The sequence below is a fragment of the Microcystis sp. Msp_OC_L_20101000_S702 genome, assembly GCF_007095705.1.
In the GTDB taxonomy this organism is placed as follows: Bacteria; Cyanobacteriota; Cyanobacteriia; order Cyanobacteriales; family Microcystaceae; genus Microcystis; species Microcystis ichthyoblabe_A.
In genome coordinates, this window is sequence record NZ_SFBO01000174.1 from 1 (window position 1) to 10,401 (window position 10,401).

Below are 10,401 nucleotides of genomic sequence, written 5' to 3' on the forward strand. Positions count from 1 at the left end.
TGTTACCCGAAGCCTTAGAAATTGCCAGAGGGATTGGGTCTGAATACTACCGTGCAGAGGCGTTGACAGGGTTAGCTCCCCATTTACCGGTCAGTTTGTTACCCGAAGCCTTAGAAATTGCCAGAGGGATTGGGAATGAATACAACCGTGCAGTGGCATTGACCGGGTTAGCTCCCTATTTACCGGAAGTGTTACCCGAAGCCTTAGAAGCTGCCAGAGGGATTGGGGATGAATACCCCCGTGTATGGGCATTGACCGGGTTAGCTCCCTATTTACCGGAAGTGTTATCCGAAGCCTTAAAAGTTGCCAGAGGGATTGAGTATGAATCAAGCCGTGCAGAGGCATTGACACGGTTAGCTCCCCATTTACCTGAAGTGTTACCCGAAGCCTTAGAAATTGCCAGAGGGATTGGGTCTGAAGAATCTCGTGCAGAAGCATTAGAAGCATTAACAGCCACCTTAACCCCTGCTAATGTTGACTTATCTTTCTGGCAAGATATCCTTCATGCTTTGGGAACTCTCACTCGTCCTCATTTCCTCGAAACTGTTCCTAACTTAGCGCCTTTAATCCTTCATTTTGGGGGGGAGGTCGCCTTAAGGGACGTGTATCAAGGGATTCGGGAGGTGAGTCGCTGGTGGCGGTGATTCTCATCCCACTAATTGCTATAATAGCTAATATGGTCATAATGGCTAGTTTCTAGAAGAATTATTTATGAAAACATTAGGAGCCTCAGAAGCAAAAAATCGCTTTGGCGAACTGTTAGACTTGGCTCGAAGAGAACCAGTAAAGATAGCAAAAAAGGGACGTAATGTTGCAGTCGTGCTGTCAATCGAGGAATTTGAGAGATTTTCCGAGTTAGAAAATCAACTTTTGGCTTTACAGGCAGAAAAAGCTCATCAAGAAGGTTTTATCGGAACAACAGAAAGTGAGGCTTTACTGTCAGAAATTTTAAATGCTTAAGATTAACCTATCTCGACAGGCAACTAAACGCTTAAAAAAACTGCCAGATAAACACGCCAAACAAGTAGCCACAAAAATAACCGAACTGAGAACAAATCCCTATCCCCAAGATTCTCTAAAGTTAAAAGGATACTCTTATCATAGAGCCGATATTGGTGAATATCGAATCGTTTATCGTGTTGAGGAGCAAACACTAGAAATCTTGCTGATTGACAAACGAAACGATGATGAAATTTATAAACAACTAAAGAGAACAATATAGAGAATCTTAATTATCAACCATCAATTAATTAGCGATATTATTCCTGCTAAAATCAAGAAAAACAAATTATCTTTAAACACTCATGAGCATTAATGTAACATTTCCCGAAGAACTCCTCATTGCCGCCAGAGAAGAAAAAGAAACATTCTCTCGTAAAGTCATAATTTATACATTAGGGCATCTTTATCAAGAAGGAAAAATTTCAGCAGGAATCGGCGCACAAGTATTAGGATGCGATAAATATACATTTTATACACTTCTCTCTGAGTATGGTTTTTCCATTATTGATTACACAGCAGAAGAATGGGAATCAGAAATACAAACCAGCCGTAAATTAGCCAAAAAAATCAAAGAGAATGAAGATAATTGTTAATTCTACACCGATCATCGCCTTATCTTTGATTAATCAATTAGATCTTCTTAATCAGCTATTTAATGAAGTGATTATTCCTTGGGCAGTTTATCAAGAAATTGTCATCGCTGGAGATAATAAACCGGGGGCAAAAGAACTCAAAAATGCCAATTGGATTCAAGTTCAAGAAGTTGCATCATCATCTCCTCTTGAACCGCTATTACTAGGATTAGATCGAGGAGAATTAGAAGTTATTCTCTTGGCAATTTCAATCAAACCAGACTGGGTAATTATAGATGAGAAATTAGCAAGAAGAGTTGCCAAAGCTATGGAATTAACCGTCAAAGGAACATTAGGAATTCTCTTGGTTGGTTTTTATGCAGGTTATCTATCTAAACAAGAAATTTTAGATTTATCACAACAGTTAGTTGATTATGGAATTCGTATTAGTTCTCCGATTCTTAATTGGCTAAAAACAGAATTAGACAATGATCATTAATACCAACTCAATGCAAAATAAACTACCATGAAACAACTAATCGTACACATTCGTGACCAAGAAAAAGCAGAAACACTCTCTAAAATTTTAACTGCTTTAGATTTTGTTGACTTCGTAGAAATCATCGAAGATCAAACAACATTATCTGATAACGAGCAAGACTTCTTTGCCCTGGCAGGATTGTGGGAAAACAGAAATATCACCCCTGAATCTATCCGTCAAGCAGCATGGCGAGAAGAAAAACGATGATTTTATTAAAAGTTTAGAACGCTATGAGCCGTCGAATGAATGACCCATCCACATTTCATTGGCGATCGCATTCCTCCCCATCTTTCCACACTCCCTACGCAATCGCAAAAATCCGATAAAATAGTGAATAAGTGACATCCATCAATACAATTTATTACAAAAAATAATTTCTAAGTAATAAAACAATGGCTCAATTACAAACCCTAATGCCTATACTACAAGAATTTCGCCAAGAATTAGCAAAGTTTTATGGAAAACGGTTAGTAAAACTCATCCTTTTTGGTTCACAAGCGCGGGGTAACGCCAATGAGGACTCAGATATTGATATTATGGTCGTATTAAAGGGGCCCATTTCCCCTGGAGATGAAGTGATTCGGATGGCAGACATCGCTACTCAACTAGACCTTAAATATAATACCTTCATTTCTTTGATTCCCATCGCCGATGAAGATTTTGTTCATCGACAAACCCCATTAATGGACAATATTCGCCGAGAAGGGATTGTCCTGTGAACCAAATTTCGTCCTATATCAATCAAGCTAATGAAGAATTAGAAGCGGCCACCCTATTACTTGAAAAAAATTATTATCGTGCTTGTATTTCTCGTTGCTATTATGCCATTTATTGTACAGTCCAAGCTCTGTTAATAGTTAAAAATATCAATACTCGCAGTCATCGAGGGGTACGACAGCAATTTTCTCAACATTTTATTCAAACAGGTGAATTATCATTAGAACTATCAAAAGCATTAAGAATTACCTATGATTTACGACAATTAGGAGATTATGATCAAGTTATTGAAATAACTAGGGAACAAACAAAAATTGCCTTAGAATATGCCACAGTATTTGTAGAACAAGCAAGCCACTGGCTTAATACACATTAGTTTAGTATAAAGAGATAGATAAATTATCTCAAATGGAATGCTCCCACTCTAGCAAATACTACAGTAACTATTTATGCGCTATCAAGTTCGACTCAAAGAAAGCGAAGAAGGTTATGCGATTTGGTGTCCCAGTTTACCCAGATGTTGGTCACAGGGGGACACTGAAGCAGAAGCTATAGAAAATATCAAAGAAGCGATACAAGACTATTTAGAGACAATTGAAGAATTAAACAAAGATGCTGAAGTGCGTTATGTAGAAGTAGGATAAGTAGGCCAAAATTACCCGGAATTAATCATCTACGCGCTGTTAATGCCTTTGAAAAAGCGGGATTCCGCATCACTAGACAGAGAAAACATATTACCATGACAAATGGAGAACAGACTATCACCATTCCACGAGCAAATCCAGTTAATGCTTATACAATGGCAGGGATTGTTAAAGAAGCGGGTTTAACTATCGAAGAATTCTTAGAATTACTCTAAAACTATTTCTAACCTGCTTTTAATCCTTCATTTTGGGGGAGAGGTTGCCTTAAGAGAAGTGTATCAAAGTATTAGGGATGTTAGTCGCTGGTGGCGGTGATTCTTGTTCTATGAATTAGCCTCCGCTAAAATAGTGAATAGGTGACATCGGGAAAAAATCATCTATGGCAACTACATCCGAAGACGTATGGCGAATCTTAGCCGAATTAGCGACTGCTCAGGCCGAATTAACTGCCGCTCAAAAAGAAACTGACAAACAACTGAAGGAGACTGACCTACTATTGAAGGAAGTTAGTCAACAACAGAAGGAAAACGCCCAACAACTCAAGGAAACTGACCGACAACAGAAGGAAAACGCCCAACAACAGAAGAAAACTGACAAACAACTCAAAGAATTAGGTCAGCAAATTGGGGGACTCGGAGCCAAATTCGGCAGCTTTACCGAAGGACTTGCCCTTCCTTCAATGGAAAAGATTCTCAGACAAAGGTTCGGTATGGAAGTTGTTAGTCCCAGTGTGCGAGTCAGTAAAGATGGACAACACCTAGAAATTGATGTCCTTGCCTATACCAATGGTGAGTTAAATACTGCCTATATCGTTGAGGTTAAAAGTCATGCCAGAGAGGAATCTATTACTCAATTAAAGAGTATTTTACAACGGTTTCGCAGCTTTTTTTCTGAACACAAGGACAAAAAACTCTATGGCATACTAGCATCAGTTGACTTATCCAACGAATTACGCGAAAAAATTCTGCAAGAAGGGTTTTATGTGGCTCGGATTCATGACCAAGTATTTGAACTCGATATTCCCGATAATTTTCAACCTCGACCTTATTAAAAATTTAAATGTAATCGCTCTATCTTGGCCAAAGGCAGCAACACTTTTTTCTTCATGAATCGGCAAAATTTAGTAAAATAGTAATAGACCAAATCAGAGGAAAAAATTTATCTATGGCAACTACATCCGAAGACGTATGGCGAATCTTAGCCGAATTAGCGACTGCTCAAGCTGAATTAACTGCTGCTCAGTCCGAATTAACTGCTGCTCAAAAAGAAACTGACAAACAACTGAAGGAAGTTAGTCAACAACAGAAGGAAACTGACCGACAACAGAAGGAAAACGCCCAACAACAGAAGAAGACTGACAAACAACTCAAAGAATTAGGTCAGCAAATTGGGGGATTAGGGGCAAAATTCGGCAGCTTTACCGAAGGACTTGCCCTTCCTTCAATGGAAAAGATTCTCAGACAACGCTTTGGCATGGAAGTTGTTAGTCCCAGTGTCCGAGTCAGTAAAGATGGAAAACACCTAGAAATTGATGTCCTTGCCTATACCAATGGTGAGCTAAATACTGCCTATATCGTCGAGGTTAAAAGTCATGCTAGAGAGGAATCCATTACACAATTAAAAAGTATTTTGCAACGGTTTCGCAGCTTTTTCCCTGAACACAAGGACAAAAAACTCTATGGCATACTAGCATCGGTTGACTTATCCAACGAATTACGGGAAAAAATTCTGCAAGAAGGGTTTTATGTGGCTCGGATTCATGACCAAGTATTTGAACTCGATATTCCTGATAATTTTCAACCTCGACCTTATTAAAACATCAAAATTGAGATTACTTACTTATTAAGTGTCAAGTTCGCCGCTTTCTTTTTACTGATGACTGATGACTGTTTACTGATAACTGAAAAATCTTCCCACTGCCCATCTGCAAAAAAGATTCTCTTGAGTTGTATAATCTCTAAAGGATTAGCGTACTCAAGAAAAAAATTATTTCATGCTCAGAAAAATTAGACTATCATACTTTGGCTTAATTTTAGGCAGTATTTTAACGGTTATCGGGATCATCGGTTATGCCCAAGGTAACGCCACGGTCAATTTAGCGGGGTTTTTCTACGGATTACCGTTATTATTGGGAGGTTTAGCCCTAAAAGCTTCAGAAATCAAACCGATACCTTTCAGCCAGCCCACTAGCCCCGAAATCTTGCAATTGCGCCAACAACAGGCTACTGTCACCCAAACCAAACTTCGCAACGATGTCACCCGCTATCGCTACGGACAGGAAGTGCATCTGGATGAAGCCCTAGAAAAGCTGGGATTAAGCCCCACAGACGAGGAAAGACCGACTTTAGTGGCAATTCGTGAAACTGCTGTTGATTCCGCCTATTGTTTTACTCTAGAATTTGAATCGCCCCTTTTACCCCTAGAAAAGTGGCTGGCAAAACAGGAAAAAATCGAAAGATATTTTGGACCAGGAATTAGAGCCGAAATTAAGCAAGTTGACGAGGAAAAAATTGATTTATCGCTAATTACTATCCCTAACACCTAAATGCTCACGCCTATTCAGTATGGCTTCTTGGTAATCGCTGCCGTGGCTGCCGGCTTAATTAATGCTCTTGCCGGTGGCGGTAGTCTGATTACTTTTCCGACGCTGATGGCGGTGGGTATCCCACCAGTAATGGCAAATGTGACTAATACCGTCGCTTTATGTCCCGGTTATCTGGGGGCAACCCTCGCCCAAAAAAAAGACCTGCACGGGCAACAAAAACGGATTCGATTATTACTACCACCGGCAGTTATTGGCGGCATTATCGGTGGTATTTTGCTGTTAAATAGTAGTGATAAAGTATTTGAGCGCCTGATTCCTTTTCTGATTCTTTTAGCGGCGGCTTTATTGGCTTTTCAAGATACTTTACGCTCTTGGCTACAGCGGCAACAAGGGGACGAAAATGGTCATATACCAGAAATTTTGGCGGTTTTACCCATCGCTCTTGCTTCAGTTTATGGTGGTTATTTTGGCGCAGGTTTAGGGGTAATTGAGTTGGCAATTTTGGGCTTATTTCTCAAGGATAATCTCACGAGATTAAATGCTTTAAAACAGTTGCTTTCTTTGGTGGTTAATGTGGCCGCATCTTGGTTTTTTCTCTTTTCTAATCATGTATATTGGTCGGCAGCGATAGTGGTAGCAATTGGCTCTTTAATGGGGGGGGTATTGGGGGGAAAACTAGCTAGAATTATCTCTCCTAGTTATCTGCGCCAGACTGTGGTAATTCTGAGTATTATTATCGCTATAGTTTATTGGCTTCGTTAACAAACCGAGTTATAGGCGGTTAAAATGCGTCTTAAGTACCTAGGCGTTAAAAATTATCAAATGCTCCCTTATCAAGGGGGGCAGGGGGGATCGAACCCAAAATCTATCTTCAATTTAATTATAACCAGCTACTTAGCTTATCTTAAGGATGAGGTAGGAAATTTTCCCCTTGGGGAGTCAGTCGTCGATAGCAAATTAGGTTATACTGCATCTTTATGAGAAAGACCGTCAACTAAAATGGCTCATTTTAAAACCTGACCCGATAACGTTATAATTTTGCTCGGCAAAACCGCACCAGATGTTTAGTATTGACAAAGCTGCCCTTGTCTAGCATTCACAACAGGGGTAAGAACCTTCCTTCATGCGATCGCCAGACCAAATCAGCGAACAAGCTCTCCATAACTGAGATGGAGGCGACAGTGCTGGCAAAAATTCCCTAGCTATACCGGTCTCCTCCAGATGATCTACATAAAAACTTAAGAATGATCCCCGTCTGGTGATAGACTTTTGACTGTTAAGGAAACAAACTCACTAGATAAATCATAGATCAGCTGTAGGGAGGATCATCGAGTGGAAAGTACGCTAGGGTTAGAAATTATCGAAGTGGTCGAACAGGCTGCCATTGCCTCCTCGAAGTGGATGGGTAAAGGCGAAAAAAATATCGCCGATCACGTCGCTGTGGAAGCGATGCGTGAACGGATGAATAAAATCCATATGCGCGGTCGCATCGTTATTGGAGAAGGGGAAAGAGACGAGGCTCCCATGCTCTATATTGGCGAAGAAGTGGGTATCTGTACCCAAGTTGATGCCAAACAATATTGTAATCCCGACGAATTAGTCGAAATTGATATCGCCGTCGATCCCTGCGAAGGCACTAACTTGGTTGCCTACGGTCAAAATGGTTCTATGGCCGTGTTAGCGATCTCCGAAAAAGGTGGATTATTCGCCGCTCCTGACTTTTATATGAAAAAATTAGCCGCTCCCCCAGCAGCTAAAGGTCATGTGGATATTAATAAATCGGCGACGGAAAACCTGAAAGTTCTTTCCGATTGTCTCAATCGTTCCATCGAAGAACTGGTGGTAGTGGTTATGGATCGTCCCCGTCACAAGGAATTAATCCAAGAAATCCGCAACGCCGGGGCCAGAGTTCGTCTGATCAGCGATGGTGACGTATCGGCCGCTATTTCCTGCGCTTTTTCGGGAACTAATATTCATGCTCTCATGGGTATCGGTGCCGCTCCAGAAGGGGTAATCTCGGCGGCGGCTATGCGTTGTCTAGGCGGTCACTTCCAGGGACAATTAATCTATGATCCCGAAGTGGTCAAAACCGGTTTAATCGGCGAAAGCCGCGAGGGTAATCTCGCTCGTCTGCAAGAAATGGGCATCACCAATCCCGATCGCGTTTACGGTTGCGAAGAATTAGCCAGTGGCGAAACCGTCCTCTTTGCCGCCTGTGGTATCACCCCCGGCACCCTGATGGAAGGAGTCCGCTTCTTTCATGGTGGCGCTCGAACCCAAAGCTTGGTTATCTCCACCCAATCGAAAACCGCCCGCTTTGTTGATACCGTTCACCTGTTCGACCAACCCAAATACATTCAACTGAGATAATTCCCTGACGCGGTGGGGTGGGTATGGCTCACCTCGCCCCCATTGGTAAAAATATATAAAGTTTTTTTTCAAACATCTTTTATTTGCATCCCGATTGGGACTAAATTGCAACAATTAGAGACATAACGCACTGATCTTTATCAATAATTTTTGTAGCCTGAGCAACATTTGTAGGAGAACATAAATGAATATTGCTGTAGTGGGCTTGAGTCACAAGACAGCCCCTGTGGAAATTCGCGAAAAATTGAGTATCCCGGAAGCGAAAATCGAGTCCGCTCTTACCCACCTCAAGGGTTATCCCCACATCCAAGAGGTGGCGATTATCAGCACCTGTAACCGTTTGGAGATCTACGCCGTGGTTACGGATACGGAAAAGGGCGTGGTGGAAATTACCCAGTTTCTCGCTGAAATCGGGCATATTCCCCTTAATGTCCTGCGTCGTTATCTGTTTACCCTACTGCATCAGGATGCTGTCCGTCATCTGCTCCGGGTGTCGGCCGGTTTAGAAAGTCTTGTCCTCGGTGAAGGGCAAATTCTCGCTCAAGTTAAAAATACCCATAAATTAGCTCAAAAGTACAATACTATTAGCCAATTACTCGATCGCCTTTTTAAACAAGCGATGACTGCCGGTAAGCGCGTCCGCACGGAAACCAGTATTGGCACGGGGGCCGTATCGATCAGTTCGGCGGCGGTGGAGTTAGCCCATGCTAAGGTGGCAGACCTCAGCGGCAAGAAAATCGCTATTATCGGGGCAGGGAAAATGTCCCGATTATTAGTTACTCACCTTCTGGCTAAGGGTTCTCAGCAAATTGCGATCGTCAATCGCTCCCAAAGACGGGCCCAGGAGTTGGCCCGTGAATTTCCTAACGTACCGCTGCAACTATATGGCTTAGAAGAGATGATGGCCATCGTAGCGGCATCGGATATCGTCTTCACCAGTACTGGAGCCACGGAACCAATTTTAACTAAAAATTTATTGACAGAAGTGACGATTACTGCTAAATCGCTGATGTTAATCGATATTTCTGTTCCCCGCAACGTCCACACCGACGTGAAGGAATTGGCACAAGTGCAAGCTTTTAACGTCGATGATCTTAAAGCGGTGGTTGCCGCCAATCAGGAAAGTCGCCGTCAGATGGCCAGGGAAGCAGAGGCACTCCTAGAGCAGGAAGTGGAAGCTTTCGAGCTTTGGTGGCGTTCTTTGGACACTGTACCGACAATTAGCTGTTTAAGAAGCAAAATTGAAGATATTCGCGAACAGGAATTAGAAAAGGCCCTCTCCCGTTTGGGGACGGAATTCGCCGAAAAACACCAAGAAGTTATCGAAGCAATGACCCGCGGTATCGTTAATAAAATCCTTCACGAACCCATGGTACAACTGCGGGCCCAACAGGATATCGAAGCGCGTAAGCGCTGTTTACAATCCCTGCAAATGCTCTTTAATCTCAGTGTCGGGGAGGAATATAGTTAGGGGCCGACAATTGACAAAAATTAAGGGCGATTCTATGGGTCTGTTAAGATGATTTTGAGGCACTGGGGGCGAATAATTTGGCAGCATTCCCCTATCCACAATTTCAAGATTGACAGACCACTAAGCGGTTGACTCTCTAAATTACTCGTTAAGACTGTCTATGAGCGTCGGAGTTGACAGCAGGGAGCGGTATAATTAATGGACATCTCCAAGAATTAGACCCAGTCACAGCTTGCTTTTATGCCATGTGCTAATTAAATGGTTCGATAATCGTTGTTGATTCAATTTAACTTTTGCGGTTTTCTTCCCCAAGCTCTTCGGCCAATTAAGGCTCTAGCATAGAGTCTTAATTGGGCTAAATTTACCCCCGATTCATCGATGAAAATTAGTTTTGATGCCTCAATTTCTCGCACTTGAGACCAGTATTGTAAAGTTTTGTAAAAAATATATGCAAATGACTGCAAACAACTGCTAATATGGTTAGTACAAGTTTACATTGCAGTTCACATGAAACTATCAGATTATGCTAAGAAAAAAGG

General features: G+C 41.9%; 15 protein-coding genes and 2 pseudogenes. 16 read left to right on the top strand and 1 reads right to left on the bottom strand.

Features of this window, described 5'->3' with window-relative positions:
• From EWV60_RS18310 to EWV60_RS18385, 16 genes and pseudogenes are all read left to right on the top strand, one after another.
• Positions 1–644: pseudogene (locus EWV60_RS18310) on the top strand (apoptotic protease-activating factor); the annotation flags it as partial.
• A gap of 67 nt (positions 645–711) precedes the next feature.
• Positions 712–960, top strand: a complete 249-nt coding sequence (locus tag EWV60_RS18315; RefSeq protein WP_002739617.1) for a type II toxin-antitoxin system Phd/YefM family antitoxin — start codon at positions 712–714, stop codon at positions 958–960.
• The gene (locus EWV60_RS18320; RefSeq protein WP_002739840.1) at positions 953–1,222 is read left to right on the top strand and encodes a type II toxin-antitoxin system RelE family toxin; all 270 of its coding nucleotides are present in this window, start codon (positions 953–955) and stop codon (positions 1,220–1,222) included. Before EWV60_RS18315 ends, EWV60_RS18320 begins: the two co-directional genes overlap by 8 nt.
• 82 nt (positions 1,223–1,304) lie before the next feature.
• On the top strand, positions 1,305–1,595 hold the full coding sequence (locus EWV60_RS18325; RefSeq protein WP_002740308.1) for a UPF0175 family protein: 291 nt from the start codon (positions 1,305–1,307) through the stop codon (positions 1,593–1,595).
• Entirely contained in the window at positions 1,579–2,073 is a 495-nt protein-coding gene (locus EWV60_RS18330; protein WP_287233901.1) for a PIN domain-containing protein, read from the top strand. Before EWV60_RS18325 ends, EWV60_RS18330 begins: the two co-directional genes overlap by 17 nt.
• Before the next feature lie 27 nt (positions 2,074–2,100).
• A complete protein-coding gene (locus EWV60_RS18335; protein WP_287233903.1) occupies positions 2,101–2,322 on the top strand; it encodes a hypothetical protein in 222 nt (73 codons plus the stop codon).
• 185 nt (positions 2,323–2,507) lie between these two features.
• On the top strand, positions 2,508–2,834 hold the full coding sequence (locus EWV60_RS18340) for a nucleotidyltransferase domain-containing protein (RefSeq protein ID WP_002740269.1): 327 nt from the start codon (positions 2,508–2,510) through the stop codon (positions 2,832–2,834).
• Positions 2,831–3,208, top strand: a complete 378-nt coding sequence (locus EWV60_RS18345; RefSeq protein ID WP_002739474.1) for a HEPN domain-containing protein — start codon at positions 2,831–2,833, stop codon at positions 3,206–3,208. Before EWV60_RS18340 ends, EWV60_RS18345 begins: the two co-directional genes overlap by 4 nt.
• A gap of 73 nt (positions 3,209–3,281) precedes the next feature.
• A complete protein-coding gene (locus EWV60_RS18350) occupies positions 3,282–3,476 on the top strand; it encodes a type II toxin-antitoxin system HicB family antitoxin (RefSeq protein WP_016517346.1) in 195 nt (64 codons plus the stop codon).
• Positions 3,473–3,691 (top strand): type II toxin-antitoxin system HicA family toxin, encoded by a 219-nt coding sequence (locus tag EWV60_RS18355; protein WP_024971299.1) that lies wholly within the window; start codon positions 3,473–3,475, stop codon positions 3,689–3,691. The genes EWV60_RS18350 and EWV60_RS18355 overlap by 4 nt, the downstream gene beginning before the upstream one ends.
• Before the next feature lie 164 nt (positions 3,692–3,855).
• Positions 3,856–4,527, top strand: coding sequence for a DUF3782 domain-containing protein (locus EWV60_RS18360; RefSeq protein WP_016517347.1), 672 nt, complete (start codon positions 3,856–3,858; stop codon positions 4,525–4,527).
• Positions 4,528–4,640: 113 nt separating this feature from the next.
• Positions 4,641–5,291, top strand: a complete 651-nt coding sequence (locus EWV60_RS18365) for a DUF3782 domain-containing protein (protein WP_103111961.1) — start codon at positions 4,641–4,643, stop codon at positions 5,289–5,291.
• 178 nt (positions 5,292–5,469) lie between these two features.
• Positions 5,470–6,021 (top strand): DUF2854 domain-containing protein, encoded by a 552-nt coding sequence (locus EWV60_RS18370; RefSeq protein WP_002739647.1) that lies wholly within the window; start codon positions 5,470–5,472, stop codon positions 6,019–6,021.
• Entirely contained in the window at positions 6,022–6,783 is a 762-nt protein-coding gene (locus tag EWV60_RS18375) for a sulfite exporter TauE/SafE family protein (RefSeq protein WP_002793247.1), read from the top strand.
• A 570-nt stretch (positions 6,784–7,353) separates the two neighbouring features.
• On the top strand, positions 7,354–8,391 hold the full coding sequence (glpX, locus tag EWV60_RS18380; protein ID WP_002756310.1) for a class II fructose-bisphosphatase: 1,038 nt from the start codon (positions 7,354–7,356) through the stop codon (positions 8,389–8,391).
• A 184-nt stretch (positions 8,392–8,575) separates the two neighbouring features.
• Positions 8,576–9,862, top strand: a complete 1,287-nt coding sequence (locus EWV60_RS18385) for a glutamyl-tRNA reductase (RefSeq protein WP_287233908.1) — start codon at positions 8,576–8,578, stop codon at positions 9,860–9,862.
• A gap of 290 nt (positions 9,863–10,152) precedes the next feature.
• Here EWV60_RS18385 and EWV60_RS18390 read toward each other — a convergent pair.
• A pseudogene (locus EWV60_RS18390) lies at positions 10,153–10,299 on the bottom strand (IS630-like element ISMae26 family transposase); the annotation flags it as partial.
• Positions 10,300–10,401: the final 102 nt, after the last annotated feature.

Coding starts and splice junctions, on each gene's coding strand:
- EWV60_RS18315 (WP_002739617.1), top strand. CDS start 712: ATGAAAACATTAGGAGCCTCAGAAGCAAAAAATCGCTTTGGCGAACTG.
- EWV60_RS18320 (WP_002739840.1), top strand. CDS start 953: ATGCTTAAGATTAACCTATCTCGACAGGCAACTAAACGCTTAAAAAAA.
- EWV60_RS18325 (WP_002740308.1), top strand. CDS start 1,305: ATGAGCATTAATGTAACATTTCCCGAAGAACTCCTCATTGCCGCCAGA.
- EWV60_RS18330 (WP_287233901.1), top strand. CDS start 1,579: ATGAAGATAATTGTTAATTCTACACCGATCATCGCCTTATCTTTGATT.
- EWV60_RS18335 (WP_287233903.1), top strand. CDS start 2,101: ATGAAACAACTAATCGTACACATTCGTGACCAAGAAAAAGCAGAAACA.
- EWV60_RS18340 (WP_002740269.1), top strand. CDS start 2,508: ATGGCTCAATTACAAACCCTAATGCCTATACTACAAGAATTTCGCCAA.
- EWV60_RS18350 (WP_016517346.1), top strand. CDS start 3,282: ATGCGCTATCAAGTTCGACTCAAAGAAAGCGAAGAAGGTTATGCGATT.
- EWV60_RS18360 (WP_016517347.1), top strand. CDS start 3,856: ATGGCAACTACATCCGAAGACGTATGGCGAATCTTAGCCGAATTAGCG.
- EWV60_RS18365 (WP_103111961.1), top strand. CDS start 4,641: ATGGCAACTACATCCGAAGACGTATGGCGAATCTTAGCCGAATTAGCG.
- EWV60_RS18370 (WP_002739647.1), top strand. CDS start 5,470: ATGCTCAGAAAAATTAGACTATCATACTTTGGCTTAATTTTAGGCAGT.
- EWV60_RS18375 (WP_002793247.1), top strand. CDS start 6,022: ATGCTCACGCCTATTCAGTATGGCTTCTTGGTAATCGCTGCCGTGGCT.
- EWV60_RS18385 (WP_287233908.1), top strand. CDS start 8,576: ATGAATATTGCTGTAGTGGGCTTGAGTCACAAGACAGCCCCTGTGGAA.